The following is a 15,909-nucleotide window of genomic DNA, read 5'->3' on the forward strand; positions in this document are numbered from 1 at the left end:
ATAAAAATTTAAAAGTACCGCTAAAGTTTTAAACAGCTTTGCATAAGGCCGATGCTGTTTTTACCTGCCTAAAATCGGCAATTAACAAATTTTAACTTTATAGTGATTTTGCTTTTTGTAGGTTTGTGTTGATGCCAAAACCGATTTTTTATGCTTTTTTGCTGATGCTTGCTTTTCAAACCTGGAACCCGCTTTCCGTATTTGCACAGCAAGGTTTTATGCTGAAAGGTGTTGTTTTTTTAAGGCAAAGCGATTTCCGTATTTCCAGCGCACTCATCCTCAACCTGAAAAACAAACAAACGGTTGGCACGGATTATACAGGTGCATTTGCGGTAAAAGCCAATTTGGGCGATACTTTAAAAATTACTAAAAAAGATTATGCGGATAACTATTATGTAGTTGAAAGCCAGAAAGATGCCGTGATCCAGCTTTCGCAAAATATCCAGCTAAACGAAGTACGGATTGTTGGCCAAAGCAAAAAGCAGGAACTGGACGATGCAATGCGGCAATACCGCGGCCAGGGAAGTTTTTACAATGGAAAACCACCGCTTTTGGCCGCAATAGCTTCACCGATAACGGGTTTGTATGAACTGTTTGGTAAAACGCCCGGACAGGCAAGGCGTTTTCAGGCGTTTACCAAAGCAGAAACCGAACAGATCAACATTGATAAACGGTTTAACAAAGACGTAGTAAAGCAGAATACGGATTTGACGGATGCACAAATTGATGTGTTTATGGATACTTTCCGCCCATCGTATGATCAGCTTATACGTTGGAACGATTATGATCTGATCAATTATGTTAAAACTTCTGCCAAGCAATTAAAAGACGGAAAAGCACCGCCGCCACTCAAAAAACTGTATTAAAAGAAGTATATGCTTTGCCAGGCTGGGTTTATCGGCACCTTTATCAAACAACCCAATTTTATACCGATAAAAGAAGCATTTGAGTTTAAATGAAGGTTTCTCCCGTTGGCCGAAAAGTTAAATGCCCAAAGCTTCACAGGCTTTTTCTGCGGCTAATTTTTCGGCAGTTTTTTTGTTGAATTCTTTTCCGCTGCCCAAAACTTCGCCATCAATATTGGCTTGTACGGTAAACAATTTAGAATTTTCGCCCTGCTGGTTGGTCGTGAGTTCAAAAGTAACATCTTTGCCATGCCGCTGGCACCATTCAATTAGTTTACTTTTAAAATTGGTTTCCGTTTTTTCCAGCGTATGGATATCAATATGCGATTTGATGATGCGGTTGACCAGAAAATTTTTGGTAAAATCATAGCCTTTGTCCAGATATATAGCTCCAACCAAAGCTTCAAAAGCATCGCCCAGCAAAGAACTTTGACGACTGGTATTGATTACGCGGGTATCAAACTCTACCAATTGTTCAAAACCTAATTTCCGGCCTAAAGCGTTCAGATTGAGGCGGCTTACCATTTTAGACCTGAGTTCTGTTAAAAAACCTTCATCTTCGTAAGGGTACATTTTGAAAAGTACATCGGCCACTACCGAACCAAGTACGGCATCTCCCAAAAACTCCAGTCTTTCGTTGCTGTTTTTAATGCCCTTTTTTACAACTTGTGCTACAGATTTGTGCCTGAAAGCCAAACGGTAGAGCATTAAATTGCCCGGTACAAAGCCTAACAAGTTTTTTAATAGTTTTACGTAATTTCTGTCGGGAGATAGATAAAGCTTATAAAACTTTAAAACCTGCATGCAGTGTTATTCTTCGTATTTTTTGAAAATAACAGAAGCGTTATGACCACCAAAACCAAAGGTGTTGCTTTGCGCAGTACGTACCAAGCGTTTTTGGGCTTGATTGAAAGTGAAGTTTAACTGCGGGTCAAACTCCGGATCATCCGTAAAATGGTTGATGGTTGGCGGGACAATATCATTTTTTACGGCCAGCACAGAAGCAATAGCTTCAATAGCACCGGCAGCGCCAAGTAAATGGCCCGTCATGGATTTGGTAGAACTGATGTTCAATTTATAAGCATCGTCCCCAAATAAACTTACGATAGCTTTGGTTTCACTAATGTCACCTAACTGTGTAGAAGTACCGTGAACGTTGATATAATCGATGTCGCCGGTGTTTAGATTGGCATCACGAAGTGCATTTGTCATTACCAAACGTGCGCCTAAACCTTCCGGGTGCGGTGCAGTTATGTGGTTGGCATCGGCACTCATGCCGCCGCCGATCATTTCGGCATAAATTTTTGCACCACGTGCTTTGGCGTGTTCCAGGCTTTCTAAAATAAGGGCACCAGAACCTTCCCCGGCAACAAAACCGTCACGATCTTTGTCAAACGGCCGGGATGCTGTTTTTGGGTCATCGTTTCTGGTAGAAAGCGCGTGCATGGCATTAAACCCACCTATTCCGGCTTCATTGATAATGGCTTCGGAACCACCGGAAATCAAAACATCTGCTGTGCCCAAACGGATGTAATTGAAAGAATCGATCAGCGCGTTTGTGCCGGAAGCACAAGCAGAAACCGTAGAAAAATTTGGGCCTCGCAAACCATATTTGATAGAGATATGGCCCGGGGCAATGTCCAAAATCATTTTCGGGATAAAATAAGGATTGTAACGCGGTGTCCCGTCGCCTCTGGCAAAGCTGGAAACTTCATCTAAAAAAGTTTTTAAACCACCGATTCCTGCACCCCAGATCACCCCGATACGGTTGGTGTCCAGATTCGGAAAATCCAAATTTGCATCGCGTACGGCTTCATCCACTGCAAACATGGCGAAGTGCACAAAAGGATCCATTTTGCGTGCTTCTTTTTTACCGAAAATTTCTTCGGCAGAAAAGTTTTTTACCTCGCAGGCAAACTTGGTCTTGAATTTGGTGGTGTCGAAACTTTTAATGAAATCGGCACCGCTTACCCCGGCAAGCAAAGCGTTCCAATAATCCGGAACGTTATTGCCAATCGGAGTAAGTGCGCCAAGCCCGGTTACAACTACTCTTTTTAACTCCATTTAAATGTAAAAGCGCTACTATTTAACGTTTTTTTCCAGGTAAGCGATAGCCTGGCCTACCGTGCCGATGTTTTCTGCCTGATCATCAGGGATGGCCACATTAAATTCTTTTTCAAATTCCATGATCAGTTCTACAGTATCCAAAGAATCTGCACCTAAATCATTGGTGAAACTTGCTTCTGGTGTAACTTCGTTCTCGTCAACACCTAATTTTTCTACGATAATTGCTTTTACTCTGGAAGCGATATCAGACATAGTCTTAATTTTTATGGGTTAAATAAATCTGTGCAAAGAAAAATAAATTAAATCAATTATCAAATCTAACAAAAACTTTTACCGTGCTTAAATAAGCAACCGTAAAAATGCTGTTTTTACCAGTGTTTTTTTGTACCAAAAATTAAAATTATTAGTAAAAGTGTAATACCGTAAAGCTATTTATAGTTTCATTTGCAGTATAACGCCTGTTTAAATTTATGTAGAAAAAATCACCATGCTTCTTTTATACCTATAAAACTTGTTTTTTTAATTTTAGGCCGATAAAAGAAGCATGTAAATTTCCGTTTTTTATAGGATAAAAGAAGCATTGAAAACAAATCGGATAAAATTTAAACAGGCTTATAAACTATTTCATAAATTAAAGTATTGAACAGAAGAATATTAAGTTTTGAGTTGGATCTGGATTTTATTTTAATTGCCATCACCTCGCAGTTAAAAGATTACCGGCTTTGCTATTACATCAACAAAGAATTTAATATTGATTTCAGGAAAGTTGGTGATTACGAACTGAACCTGTTTGTAGGCAACGAGCCAATGCAGTTTTCCCAGTATTTTTATCAGATTATCGCATCCGAAACAGCGTTTTACATTATTGCCAACCGTGGCGCGGCCGGTTTTTTGATCCCGGAAATGGCCAATGTTGATTATTTTATGCTGATCAAAAACCACTTTGACGACGAAGATCTGCACAACATGGTTTGCCGTTTGAAACGCATCGAAAACATTAAAAAAATCAGTAAAGTTGATCCGGGAAAAATCAAATCCAACGAAAACCTCTTATTTTAAACAAATTCATCCTTAGTATAGAAATTACACTAATTTTACCCACATAAAAGAAGCACGATAAATTTAACTTTATTTAGATACATGAAAATTTCGCATAAAAGAACTAAAATAGTTGCCACGCTTGGGCCGGTTTCCTCGCAAAAAGAGATGCTGTTGTCTTTGATCCGGGCTGGCGTAAATGTTTGCCGGCTTAATTTTTCGCACGGAAAACAGGCAGACCATCAGGTGGCAATTGATAATATCCGCGAAATTAACGAACAATATAAGCTGAACGTTGGCATTCTGGCAGATTTGCAAGGGCCGAAAATCAGGATTGGCATGGTAAAAGAAGGCGGTGTCCAGCTGATTAACGGAACCACCATCAACATAACGACCAAGGAATGTGTAGGGGACGAAAAACAAATTTACATTACTTATGAAAGCTTCCCGAAGGATGTGACCGAAGGCGAAATTATTTTACTGGACGACGGCAAGCTGCAAATGAAAGTAAAAGAAACCAACAACCGTGATACCGTGGTTTGCGAAGTGGTTCATGGTGGTATTTTAACTTCCCGCAAAGGTGTCAACCTGCCAAACACCAAAGTTTCTATCCCAAGTTTAACAGAAGAAGATTTGTTTAACCTGGATTTTGCTTTAAAAAACGACGTAGAGTGGATTGGTTTGTCTTTTGTGCGGAACGAGGAAGATATTGTTGACTTAAAACGCATCATCAGCCGGAGCGGAAAAGTTGCCAGGGTAATTGCCAAAATTGAAAAACCGGAAGCAATTGATCATATCGATGCTATTATTGAAGCAACAGATGGCGTGATGGTTGCCCGCGGTGATTTAGGCGTGGAAATGCCGATGGAGCAGGTTCCGCTGCTGCAAAAAATGATCGCGCGTAAATGCCGTGCGGCTTCAAAACCGGTGATTGTGGCCACACAAATGCTGGAAAGTATGATTACCACGCCGCGCCCAACCCGTGCAGAAGTTAACGATGTGGCCAATTCTGTTTTAGATGGTGCCGATGCGGTGATGCTGAGCGGAGAAACTTCTGTAGGTGAATTTCCGGTAATTGTGATTGAGACCATGCAGAAGATCATCAAAAATGTAGAGGAATTTGGTTATCCATTTTATACACCAAAGCCGGTAAATGAGCAATCGCTGACCAAATTATCAGATGCGGTCTGCAGTTCGGCTGTTTATCTGTCAGAGCACACCAACGCTGCCGGTATCGTAACCATGACATCTTCCGGATATACTGCTTTTGAAATTTCAAGCCATCGGCCAAAAGCCAACACTTTTATTTTTACCAGGAACCGCCATTTGCTCAGAACGTTGAGTTTACTTTGGGGCGTAAGGGGTTTTTATTACGATAAATTCGATACCAATTCTACCGATGGCAGCATTGGGGAAATCAACGCCATCTTAAAAGCCCAGAATCTGGTTGAAGATGGTGATGTAGTGATCAATACCGCTGCCATCCCAATGGAGAAAAAAGGAAGGACCAACATGATTAAAGTCAGCACCATTTAAAACCTGGTTTTACATTGATAAAAGAAGCATCTTTAAGTTTTTAACAATGCTTCTTTTATCAATGTTTTTTATAACTGGTGCTTCTTTTACCACACCAAATTTATAGTGCTAAAAGAAGCATCAAGGTTGTTTTAACTTTCGATAAGTTGCAGCAGGCTTTCAGTTTTTATCGGTTTTTCTAAAAATGATTTTACGGATTTATAGCTGATGATCCTTTCCATGTTATTTTTGCTGATGGAAGAAGTTAAAGCGCAAATGGTAAAGCATTCCTGCACGTTGGCTGGCAGGTTTTCAAACTCTTCAACAAATTCAAAACCATTCATCAAAGGCATATAAATATCAAGGATAATAATGTTTTTTGCTACGTCAAGTTTATTTAAACTGATGTCTTTGATAAAGTTGTAAGCTTCCTTGGCACCTAAAAAAGAAAAAACCTTTACTTCCGGGTTAAGTGCTTTCAATCTTTTCTCGATCAAATAACAATCTTCTTTGCTATCATCTATAATCAGCACATTGATTGGTTGCGGCATATTATCTTGTAGGTATTTTAATGTAAAAAGTTGTACCCTCATCAAAAACAGAAGTTACTTTTATTTCTCCGGCCAATTTTGCTACCGCATCCTTAACGTTGTACAATCCAATCCCGGAGCCAACTTCTTCTGCAGTTGCCCTGAAAAACATGTTAAATATATCATCTAAGTGTTTTTCTGAAATACCTATGCCATTATCGGACAGCGTGATGGTTGCCAGCCCTTTTTTTACATTGATGTCTAAATCTACCCGTTTGTCGGGATTGTTTTTCCGCTGATATTTAAACGCATTGGACAGCAGGTTATTAAGTATAATTTTAAGTGTTACTACGTCCGTCCGGAAAGGCTCGCTATGCGTTATAGTTGTAGTAAAAGTAATGTTTTTTATGTTTGTGGTCACCTTGTAAGCGTCCGCCAAATCCTTAACAAGGGGTTCAAATTTAATTTCAGAAATTTGAAGTTCGCCTTGTTTTAAACTATAGTAATCATGGATGTTGAGTATAAAGGCATCTAATTTTTTAACAGATTTCTCCATCAGCCGCAGCATTTCCTTTATTTCTTCAATATCATCAATGTATTGGGCTACATCTGTTGCGCCTAAAATGCTTAACAACGGGCCCCGGATATCGTGCGTTACGCTATAAGCAAATTTTTCCAGCTCATTATAAGCTTTTTGTAACTCAACGTTTTTTAATGAAAGCATTGAGTTGACCGTGTAGTATTTATTGGCCTGATCAATGCTGGAAATAACTTCTTCGGTAATCCAGGGTTTTTTTATATATCTGAAAATGTTGCCCCGGTTGATCGATTCAATTACCGATTCAACATCTGCATATCCGGTCAGCAAAATACGGATCGGCAGCGGATAGATATTTCTGATCTCTTCAAAAAATTCAACGCCTGTTTTATCTGGCATTCGCTGATCACAAAAAATAACGCGTATATCTTCATGTTTGTCCAACTGCTGATAGGCTTCGGCACAATTATTAGCTATCAGGACGTTATAATCTAATCTAAACGATGCTTTAAAACCAACAAGATTGTTCATCTCATCGTCTAAATATAAAATTTTGATCCTATCCTTATTGTCCACTTTGATGATCTTCTATTGGTGCTGTAAATACCAAATTTAATTGCATAATAAACTCTGTACCAACCCCTTCTGTAGAGTTTAAATAAATTTCGGCATTATGTTTTTTGATTGTGTTGTAAACGATAGACATCCCGAGGCCGGTGCCTACACCAACATTTTTTGTAGTAAAAAAGGGTTCAAATATTTTATTTTTGGTGGCTTCGCTCATACCTGTACCGTTGTCTTCAATTTTAATAAACAGGTACGTTTCATCATAAGTGGTAGTTATTTTTAAAATTCCACCGGGCTGATTGTCAAACTTTTCCTGAATTGCGAACACGGCGTTAGAAATAATATTTAAAAATACCTGGTTCAGCTTTCCGGGATAACACTCAATTACCGGGATATTCCCTAAATCTCTGATCACCTGGATTTTATTGCCGATCAAGTTATTGGCAATTGTTAAGGTTGAAATTATCCCTTCATTAATATCCGCTTTTTTCAGATCATCTTCATCTAATCGCGAAAAAATCTTTAACCCTTTTACAATATCAGCAGTTCTGGTAGCACCTTCATGTATGCCGTTTAGCAAATGGTTAATTTCTATTTTTACATAATCCAGGTCTATTTCTTCTTTATAATCTTCAATTTGCTGCTGCTTTTCAGCATCAGCAGCATCGGATAAACCTAACGATTCTATGTTAAAAATAGCATCAACCAAAATATCAACATCACGCCTTAATGGGGCCACATTAGAAGTAACAAAATTGATCGGGTTATTAATTTCGTGCGCAATACCGGCGGTGAGCTGCCCTAAAGAAGCCATTTTTTCTGCTTCCACTAATTGTGTTTGCGCTTCTTTCAAGTCGGTTAGGGTTTTGTTTAGGTTTTTATTTGTGGCTACGAGTTCACTGGTTCGTTCTTTTACATTACGTTCTAAAGTAACATTTTGTTCGCTAATAATTCGCTTATTTTCTTGTAAAACAAATAATTCGGTTGCTTGAGAGATTTCTTTTTCTTGTTTGTAGATGTTTATTTTATCTGCGAGGGCGAAGGAGAGAAGGAGAGCTTCCATTGCAGATCCAAACTGCAAAGAATGGATGGTTAGATTATTGTATGGTAAAATACCGTAATCTTTCATCACATATAAAAATATAGCAATTATAAAAATAGTCCAACCTACAAGAAAAAACTTTGCTTGCTTGTTTCCTTTTAATACGAGTAATAAACCAGTTAGTAAAATTATTATTGCACCAATTCCAGCATTTAAATCTATAATATGATAACTTAAAATCTTATATCCCAATACCAAAATAAAAAGAGCAATAATGTCAATTATAATTAGTATATATAGTGCTGTGTGAAATTTCGGTAGATTTTTTTTAGTATTTAAAAATTTAACTGTAAATAAACAAGTAACTATTCCTGAAATGCCACCTACTAATGTTACAGCATTTGTAGTTAACCAAATTATATTAGGCCAAATAAATTTGTTTGAATAACCTAATATTGTTAGTTGTGTTATTGTAACACCTGCAATATAAATAACATAGAAAAAATAATCATTATCTTTTGTTGTAAAAGAAATAAATAGATTATATAAAAGCATTGCACACATTATTCCAATATAGATACCAGAAATTAGATCTATAGTAATAATTTTTTGTACCGTACTTTCTATACTATCAATAGTTATTGGAACCAATATTGGCTTATAGCTAAACAATCTCATGTAACAAGTAACTTGTTCGTTTTGCTTAAGCCTTAATGGAAATATATAAAATTGATTGTTAAATAATCTTTTTGATTTTTTGAAACTTTCGTAAAGTTTTATACTGTCTATGCTATTATCTTGATGTACAATGTATAGTATAACTTCGTCTATAATCGGGTATTCAACTTTTAAAAGTACATTTCTTTCTTTTGCATTATTATAAATTTTAAAGTTTAACCAATTATAATAATTATTCAGACCTAAATTAATAACGTTTGAATTACATTTTTGAAATAAATTCTTACTTTTTTGTATATCACTAAAAGTTAATTTTTTAGATGTGTCTTGAAAAATACTAACTTGCTTTCCTATGAAATCTGTTGAAATGTTTTTATTGATAACAATTATATTTTCAGCAGAACTATTGTTAATGCTAACTATAAATATTAATAGAAGATTATAGAAATAATTAATAGAGAAGTTCATTTATTATATAAACTTAATTAAATCTTAGATTCTGTTATTTTTATTTCCATTAGTTACACTTTTTTGTTATACAAAACCAGTTATTCTTAGAAGTAATTTAGATTTTATCTAAGGACATTCAGGGCTTCTTTTATCATCTGGTATCAAATAATTTTTAATAGTACAAATACAATAACAAATTTTTAGGCACAAGAATGATTATAAACAAAAACTTGAAAAAAGTCCCTTATATACTTTTGTTTTAATACTGCAATAATCTTTAATTATATCTTAAATTAATTAATATGAATTTACCTTAAATAAATCTAAGTCTATTATTGTTATACTACTTTTACATTTAAAAGGTTACTACTTACAAATTATTTACTTTAACGAAAAACGTTTTAAATGAGTGTTAAGTTGAGAGTATCTCATCAAAATCAACATAGTAACGACCGGAAGCAGTATGATTACCTAACAATATTTTTCTAGAAATATCAGTTGTTACTGCTCCACCTAAAAATGTTGATGATGCCAATTGTGGCCAAGTATTTATAGATTTACCAATTTCAGGAATTGAAAATTTCAATTTACTGGAAATCTTATCGACATCAATAATTTTATAGATTAAATCTAATTTTTCATTTGGAGCCATATTTTGTGTGTTAATAATAGAATTTCCGAGTCGTCCATGCAATATTGCTCGGTTTGGTTCAAGATCAAATCTTTCAACATCTAACATTCCTCTGTCATTGGTATCCATTACTACAGGAATTTTTAATTCTCTGGCCTTATAACGACTTTGTATTTTAATATCAAGCCCATCACACACTTCAACAAATAAGTCTAAATTACCTCCTTCAGTAAAAAAAGTATCTATATTGTCACTGTTCAAACCGTCATTATAAACTTTAACACTAATAAAAGGATCTATTTCTAAAATTTCTCTAGCAGCAATGACTGTTTTTTTTAATCCTAAACTATGTAAAGGTGCACGCAACCGGTTTAGATTGCTTAATTCTACAGTATCAAAATCAGCTAATCTCAGTTCTCCGCAGGTTCGCTCAATTGCCATTGTTAGTGCTATCGACTGGCCAACTGATAAACCAACAATTCCAATCTTTTTAGTATTTAATAATTGTTGCTCATTATTAGTGATTTTATATTGATTTCTATTTGTTCTAACTTTGATAAATTCTTCTTTGTCTAAAAGATGTATTAGTTTATTATTCCAAGGGTAATATACCCAAACGCCGTAATTGTTAATATTTTGTTCTTGTAAATGTTTAGAGATATATTCTGCATATTCTTCTGATTGTATATTAACTGATGGGTTTTGACATTTTATCAATTCTTGTAGTTGATTATAAATACAATCATAGACAAGAACACTATTATTTTTAATTAGATCATTATATAAGCTTATATCTAAAGAATTATTTAATCTTAAAATTTTTGGCAAATATATTTCATTTGCTTGTGTAAAATTAATGTCCATTTTTTTTATATTTTTGTACTATAATTAGATGCGAAGTTTATCGGAAAATAGCATTATTTGCATTACTAATACTTTCCATTAAATCCCATTTTTCTAAATGTGGTATCTCTAAATCATAATGTATTGCTATTTTTTTCATTCTTAATTCCTCAATTCTATTGACCTTTGGCTTTTTTCTTATACTTATGATTGCGGCTTTATCTTCTTCGGATGCTTTGCTTAAAGTAGGTACGTCTTTAAGTATCATAGCTGTTGCAATAAGATCTAATTTTGGATAATAAAAAGTTCCGTTATTACCAACACTCGTTTCAAATTCCATTCCCACACTTTCTCCAGGTTTAATTGTATAAGGAGCGCATAATGCAAACAAAGATTGTATGCCTATAGTATTTGATATAGCAACTGCTGCACGAATTAAAAATATACTACCAATGCCATAACTCATTATCTCTCTCGAGTGCCACAATCCGCATAGTTCCCCAGTCCCACTTTTATTATATTCCAAAACAAGTTTATATATCTTTGAATCTAACATTCCTACAGCTTGTTCAATTGGTAAAGGTTGTGTGCCACCTGCAACATGAACACGTGCACCGCCGTACACAATCTTACCATTAAGAGATTCTACAGTTAAAACAAACACGGATGGATTTATTGTCCATTCATTTTTTGATGAGCTTACTTTAGTTACACCAATACTTGTTAAAACATATTCATGTCCTTTTACAAACAATTCACAAGTTTTAGGTTCATCTATAGCTCTAAACGCTCTTAGTTTTACTGCTGGATTTTCTTTACTTACTTCTTCCATTGTAAATAATAAAACTTGAAAATATAATCAATACAGCGTTTGTTATAATTAAAATGATAATAAAAGTAAAGTAAGAAATATGTATTAAAAATATATGTTCATAAATAAATTTATTTAAATAATAAAACTTTAGAAAACAATAATATCTTTTCCATTTCTATTTTCTACCTTGTAACTTCTTACAAGGTATCAATCTTTTCAGTCATGCAAGAAAAAAAAATTAATATTCTTTTCATCGATGATGAAGAAAATAATTTGATCTCTTTCAGAGCGGTTTTTCGGTTAAAATATGAGGTGCTGACCGCCATAAATGCTGCCGATGCACTGCATATTTTAGAGACGCAGCCTGTCGAGATCATCGTCACTGATCAGCGTATGCCAAACATGACGGGAAGTGAGTTTCTGGAAATTGTACTCGAAAAATATCCTGATCCGATGCGTATTTTATTAACCGGTTACTCGGACATAAGTGCTGTAATTGAAGCAGTTAACAAAGGAAAAGTTTTTCATTATTTAACCAAACCCTGGAACGAAGAAGAGCTGGACAATACCATCAAAAAGGCTTTTGACAAGTACCAGGAAGATCAAAATGTTAAGGAAATGAATGATAAACTGGCTGTTTCAAATGGGCAGTTGGAGTTCCTGCTCCGGCAAAAATTATTGTCCTGAAACAAAACAGAAATAAAATCATTTTTTAACTTTTAATTAAAATAATTTCCTATTCTTTTGCTCTAAAATTGTAATTTACATTTGCACAAACGTCTTTACTTTAAAAATTCTTCTTATTTGTCTTACTTTTTGAAAATAAAATTCTTAAATACTTCTTTTATGCCACAAAATTTGCGCGCTTTTACCTTCCTGCTCTTTTCAGTTTTAAACGTTTTTTTTGTTTCAGAATCAAAAGCACAATTTGGTTCGGGCACCAAATGGACGAAAGACGGCAACAATTACATGCAGGTGCAAAACGGTTCGATTGTACAAACCGCCATTAATGATCCTTCTAAACAAATCACTTTAGTAAACGCGCAATTCCTCACCCCAAAAGGTAAAACAGAACCGATTGCGGTCAGAAGTTTTAGTTTTTCTGAAGATGGCAAAAAAGTATTGATCTATACAAACACTAAAAAAGTTTGGCGTTATGATACGCGCGGCGATTACTGGGTGGCAGATTTATCGGCCAAAACCTTAAAACAAATTGGTGTTGCACGTCCGGTTTCTTCGCTGATGTTTGCCAAGTTTTCCCCGGATGGTACAAAAGTGGCTTACGTGAGCGAACATAATCTGTTTTTGGAGGACTTGGCTTCCGGAAAAGTTTCTAAGCTTACTTCGGACGGAACCAGAAAGCTGATCAACGGCACTTTTGATTGGGTTTACGAAGAAGAACTGGAGTGCAGGGACGGTTTCCGCTGGTCGCCGGACGGAAAGTCCATCGCTTACTGGCAGTTGGACGCCAGTAAAATCCCGAATTATTTAATGCTGAACACCACCGATTCACTTTATCCATTTACTGTTTCGGTAGAATATCCGGTGGTTGGCGAAAACCCGAGCCGCTGCCGTATCGGTGTGATCAACCTGAATACCGGTAAAAATAGTTGGATGAAAGTGCCGGGCGATGACGTGCAGCATTATATCCCGCGGATGGAATGGGCCGCCAACTCATCAGAACTGATCATCCAGCAGTTAAACCGCCGCCAAAACGAAAGCAAAATTATGCTTTGTGATGCCAAAAATGGTATGGTAAAAACAGTATCAGCAGAAACAGACAAAGCCTGGATTGATGCCAAGCCGGAAGCCATCGGCTGGGACTGGATCAATCAGGGCAAAAGTTTTTTGTGGCTGAGTGAGAAAGATGGCTGGCGGCATATTTACAACATCAACAGAAACGGTGCGGAAAAACTGCTGACCAAAGGTGATTTTGATGTCATCAGCCTGGAAAAAATAGATGAAAAAGATGGTTTGATTTACTTTATGGCTTCGCCCGAAAACGCCACGCAGCAATATCTGTATAAAGTTAATTTAAACGGAAGCGGAAAAGCCGAACGCGTAACACCAAATGATGAGCCGGGCACGCATAGTTATGATATTTCGCCAAACGGAAAAGTGGCTTTGCATTATTTTTCCAATAGTACAACGTATCCAACTTCGGATGTGGTTTCTTTGCCCGATCATCAAAAAATTGGTAGCAATACCGTGCCCCGCCGAAGTACAACACCTATCAATAAGCCCGAATTTTTCAGGGTAAAAACAGTAGATGGCGTAACGATGGACGGCTGGATGGTAAAACCGCTCAACTTTGATTCGACTAAAAAATACCCGATTGTGTTTTATGTTTACGGCGAACCGGCCAGCCAAACCGTAAAAGATACGTACGGCACGGGCATGAACCGTTTATACCTCGGCAGCATGGCCGGTGATGGCTACATTTATGCGTCGGTAGAAAACCGTGGTTCGCCGGCACCAAAAGGCCGCGAGTGGCGCAAATCCATCTACCATAATATAGGTGTGATCAACATCCGCGATCAGGCGATGGCGGCCAAAGAAATTTTAAAACGGCCTTATATCGATACCAGCCGCGTTGCCGTTTGGGGCTGGAGCGGCGGCGGGTCATCAACCTTAAACCTGATGTTCCAGTATCCGGAGATTTATAAAACCGGGATTTCTATCGCCGCGGTGGATAATCAGCTTAATTATGACAACATTTATCAGGAGCGCTACATGGGTTTGCTGCCCGAAGACAGGCATTATTTTGTAGATGGATCGCCATTGGCACATGCCAAAAACCTGCGTGGCCATTTGCTGCTTATCCACGGAACAGGCGATGATAATGTGCATTATAATAACGCCGAGCAGATGATTAACGAGCTGATCAAAAACGATAAAGTTTTCCAGTTGATGAGCTATCCAAACCGTACGCATGCTATTTCTGAAGGTGCAGGCACAAGCCGACATTTGGCCAGCACGTACACTCAGTTTTTAAAGGAAAACTGTCCGCCTGGAGCACGCTGATTTTTAGGTGGTAAAAGAAGCATTGCCTTTACTCCCTCTCCTTCGGAGAGGGTTGGAGTGAGGCTAACAATGCTTCTTTTATCGCCTAAAAATTCATCAAAACAATAGTTCGGTCTGCACTTGTTTCAGGTGGAAAAAATCGTGCAGAAACTGATCGATGATTTTGGGCAAAGCCAGTTTTTCCAGTTCTTCCAATTCTGCAAAAAACCAGTTCGGTTGCATGTTGATTTCCTGCGGATCAACTTGCAGATGAATAAAATGGGCAAAAACACGTTGATGCGTGAGGATATGCTTGCGGATTGGTGAAGCAGAAATAATGGTTGCTTGTTTAAAATAAGCTGCAAATTCCGGTAAAAAAGTCAAGGTTTCTGTCGGCGTGTAAACCGGCGTTTCAATCAGCGGCAAATCATACATGTTTGCCCAGATATCGTTCATGCTTCTTTTACATAGTAAAATTTGGTTTTGGTGCGAAATCAGGAAATAATTAAAATATCGTTCGCGGATTTTTACGGTTTTCAATTTCACCGGTAAGCTATTGATCCGGTTGGTTTGATAAGCGTTGCAGGCTTCGCGAACGGGGCAAATCCGGCAATCCGGATTTTTGGGTCTGCACAGCATCGCCCCAAATTCCATCATGGCCTGGTTGTGCCGGCCGGGATGTTTTCGGTCTAAAACTTCATCTGCCAAAACCTGAAAAAGTTTTTTACCAGCCGGGGAATTGATCGGTTCTTCCGCGCCAAACCATCGCGCCAAAACGCGGTAAACATTGCCGTCAACCACAGCTTTTACTTCATCAGCAGCAAAAGATGAAATTGCGGCTGCCGTATATTCGCCAATTCCTTTTAGTTTAATCAGTTCTTCATAAGCTGTCGGGAAGATTCCGTTGTTGTTGTCTGAAATCTGTCGTGCTGTAAAAAGCATATTCCTCCCGCGCGAATAATAGCCCAAACCCTGCCAGAGCTTTAAAATTTCATCTTCGGAAGCACCGGCAAAAGCGGTTACCGTTGGATATTTTTCCAGGAAACGATAAAAATACGGCATACCTTGTTCTACGCGTGTTTGCTGCAATATCACTTCCGAAAGCCAGATGGTATAAGCGTCGGTGGTGTTGCGCCAGGGCAGGCTGCGTTTATGTTGCAGGTACCAGTTTTGTATTTCTTCGCTCCAATTCATGCTGCAAAAATAGGCAGTCAAAACCTTAACCAAATCATTGTTAGGCAGATGTGTAAATAAAAAAAACTGTTTTTTTTTCGCTGTTTCGTTTTAA

At 37.2% G+C, this 15,909-nt stretch carries 14 protein-coding genes; 5 read left to right on the plus strand and 9 right to left on the minus strand.

All coding sequences use genetic code 11. The features are described 5' to 3' along the window. Window positions 1–131: 131 nt before the first annotated feature. Window positions 132–866: a hypothetical protein gene (locus tag ACOFKR_RS02340; RefSeq protein ID WP_419802426.1), complete on the plus strand. Its 735-nt coding sequence runs from the start codon at window positions 132–134 to the stop codon at window positions 864–866. Between the two features lie 117 nt (window positions 867–983). Here ACOFKR_RS02340 and rnc read toward each other — a convergent pair whose 3' ends face one another. The 3 genes from rnc to ACOFKR_RS02355 are packed head-to-tail and all read right to left on the minus strand — an operon-like array spanning window position 984 to window position 3,224. Beyond that, the gene (gene rnc / locus ACOFKR_RS02345) at window positions 984–1,709 is read right to left on the minus strand and encodes a ribonuclease III (protein WP_419802427.1); all 726 of its coding nucleotides are present in this window, start codon (window positions 1,707–1,709) and stop codon (window positions 984–986) included. A gap of 6 nt (window positions 1,710–1,715) precedes the next feature. Next, window positions 1,716–2,969, minus strand: a complete 1,254-nt coding sequence (fabF, locus tag ACOFKR_RS02350) for a beta-ketoacyl-ACP synthase II (protein ID WP_419802428.1) — start codon at window positions 2,967–2,969, stop codon at window positions 1,716–1,718. Between the two features lie 18 nt (window positions 2,970–2,987). Continuing rightward, window positions 2,988–3,224: an acyl carrier protein gene (locus tag ACOFKR_RS02355; protein WP_157565430.1), complete on the minus strand. Its 237-nt coding sequence runs from the start codon at window positions 3,222–3,224 to the stop codon at window positions 2,988–2,990. Window positions 3,225–3,611: 387 nt separating this feature from the next. On the opposite strand from ACOFKR_RS02355, the gene ACOFKR_RS02360 reads away from it, so the two are divergent. Together ACOFKR_RS02360 and pyk are read left to right on the plus strand one after the other, a co-directional pair. After that, entirely contained in the window at window positions 3,612–4,031 is a 420-nt protein-coding gene (locus ACOFKR_RS02360; RefSeq protein WP_419802429.1) for an IPExxxVDY family protein, read from the plus strand. A gap of 81 nt (window positions 4,032–4,112) precedes the next feature. Then, entirely contained in the window at window positions 4,113–5,546 is a 1,434-nt protein-coding gene (gene pyk, locus ACOFKR_RS02365) for a pyruvate kinase (RefSeq protein WP_419802430.1), read from the plus strand. A 131-nt stretch (window positions 5,547–5,677) separates the two neighbouring features. Here the strand turns inward: pyk and ACOFKR_RS02370 are convergent, their stop codons facing one another. The 5 genes from ACOFKR_RS02370 to ACOFKR_RS02390 all read right to left on the minus strand — a co-directional run bounded on the left by ACOFKR_RS02370 (window position 5,678) and on the right by ACOFKR_RS02390 (window position 11,636). Beyond that, entirely contained in the window at window positions 5,678–6,076 is a 399-nt protein-coding gene (locus ACOFKR_RS02370; RefSeq protein ID WP_419802431.1) for a response regulator, read from the minus strand. A gap of 1 nt (window position 6,077) precedes the next feature. Continuing rightward, window positions 6,078–7,169, minus strand: a complete 1,092-nt coding sequence (locus ACOFKR_RS02375; RefSeq protein ID WP_419802432.1) for a hybrid sensor histidine kinase/response regulator — start codon at window positions 7,167–7,169, stop codon at window positions 6,078–6,080. Continuing rightward, window positions 7,159–9,348, minus strand: coding sequence for a 7TM diverse intracellular signaling domain-containing protein (locus ACOFKR_RS02380; RefSeq protein ID WP_419802433.1), 2,190 nt, complete (start codon window positions 9,346–9,348; stop codon window positions 7,159–7,161). Before ACOFKR_RS02380 ends, ACOFKR_RS02375 begins: the two co-directional genes overlap by 11 nt. Before the next feature lie 394 nt (window positions 9,349–9,742). Continuing rightward, window positions 9,743–10,825 carry a ThiF family adenylyltransferase gene (locus ACOFKR_RS02385; RefSeq protein WP_419802434.1) on the minus strand — a complete coding sequence of 361 codons (1,083 nt, stop codon included), beginning with the start codon at window positions 10,823–10,825 and terminating at the stop codon, window positions 9,743–9,745. 37 nt (window positions 10,826–10,862) lie between these two features. Further along, window positions 10,863–11,636, minus strand: a complete 774-nt coding sequence (locus ACOFKR_RS02390; RefSeq protein ID WP_419802435.1) for a hypothetical protein — start codon at window positions 11,634–11,636, stop codon at window positions 10,863–10,865. 204 nt (window positions 11,637–11,840) lie between these two features. On the opposite strand from ACOFKR_RS02390, the gene ACOFKR_RS02395 reads away from it, so the two are divergent. Both ACOFKR_RS02395 and ACOFKR_RS02400 read left to right on the plus strand, forming a co-directional pair. After that, window positions 11,841–12,305, plus strand: coding sequence for a response regulator (locus ACOFKR_RS02395; RefSeq protein WP_419802436.1), 465 nt, complete (start codon window positions 11,841–11,843; stop codon window positions 12,303–12,305). Window positions 12,306–12,464: 159 nt separating this feature from the next. Further along, a complete protein-coding gene (locus tag ACOFKR_RS02400; RefSeq protein ID WP_419802437.1) occupies window positions 12,465–14,642 on the plus strand; it encodes a S9 family peptidase in 2,178 nt (725 codons plus the stop codon). Window positions 14,643–14,738: 96 nt separating this feature from the next. Here the strand turns inward: ACOFKR_RS02400 and mutY are convergent, their stop codons facing one another. Further along, window positions 14,739–15,815 (minus strand): A/G-specific adenine glycosylase, encoded by a 1,077-nt coding sequence (gene mutY / locus ACOFKR_RS02405; protein WP_419802438.1) that lies wholly within the window; start codon window positions 15,813–15,815, stop codon window positions 14,739–14,741. Between the last annotated feature and the right edge of the window lie 94 nt (window positions 15,816–15,909).

Origin of the sequence: Mucilaginibacter sp. (assembly GCF_965201005.1) — a bacterium.
Taxonomy (GTDB): domain Bacteria; phylum Bacteroidota; class Bacteroidia; order Sphingobacteriales; family Sphingobacteriaceae; genus Mucilaginibacter_A.

What these genes read in the sequence shown, in the direction of transcription:
- ACOFKR_RS02340 (WP_419802426.1), top strand. Translation starts at nt 132, where the DNA reads ATGCCAAAACCGATTTTTTATGCTTTTTTGCTGATGCTTGCTTTTCAA.
- rnc (WP_419802427.1), bottom strand. Translation starts at nt 1,709, where the DNA reads ATGCAGGTTTTAAAGTTTTATAAGCTTTATCTATCTCCCGACAGAAAT.
- fabF (WP_419802428.1), bottom strand. Translation starts at nt 2,969, where the DNA reads ATGGAGTTAAAAAGAGTAGTTGTAACCGGGCTTGGCGCACTTACTCCG.
- ACOFKR_RS02355 (WP_157565430.1), bottom strand. Translation starts at nt 3,224, where the DNA reads ATGTCTGATATCGCTTCCAGAGTAAAAGCAATTATCGTAGAAAAATTA.
- pyk (WP_419802430.1), top strand. Translation starts at nt 4,113, where the DNA reads ATGAAAATTTCGCATAAAAGAACTAAAATAGTTGCCACGCTTGGGCCG.
- ACOFKR_RS02370 (WP_419802431.1), bottom strand. Translation starts at nt 6,076, where the DNA reads ATGCCGCAACCAATCAATGTGCTGATTATAGATGATAGCAAAGAAGAT.
- ACOFKR_RS02380 (WP_419802433.1), bottom strand. Translation starts at nt 9,348, where the DNA reads ATGAACTTCTCTATTAATTATTTCTATAATCTTCTATTAATATTTATA.
- ACOFKR_RS02385 (WP_419802434.1), bottom strand. Translation starts at nt 10,825, where the DNA reads ATGGACATTAATTTTACACAAGCAAATGAAATATATTTGCCAAAAATT.
- ACOFKR_RS02390 (WP_419802435.1), bottom strand. Translation starts at nt 11,636, where the DNA reads ATGGAAGAAGTAAGTAAAGAAAATCCAGCAGTAAAACTAAGAGCGTTT.
- ACOFKR_RS02395 (WP_419802436.1), top strand. Translation starts at nt 11,841, where the DNA reads ATGCAAGAAAAAAAAATTAATATTCTTTTCATCGATGATGAAGAAAAT.
- ACOFKR_RS02400 (WP_419802437.1), top strand. Translation starts at nt 12,465, where the DNA reads ATGCCACAAAATTTGCGCGCTTTTACCTTCCTGCTCTTTTCAGTTTTA.
- mutY (WP_419802438.1), bottom strand. Translation starts at nt 15,815, where the DNA reads ATGAATTGGAGCGAAGAAATACAAAACTGGTACCTGCAACATAAACGC.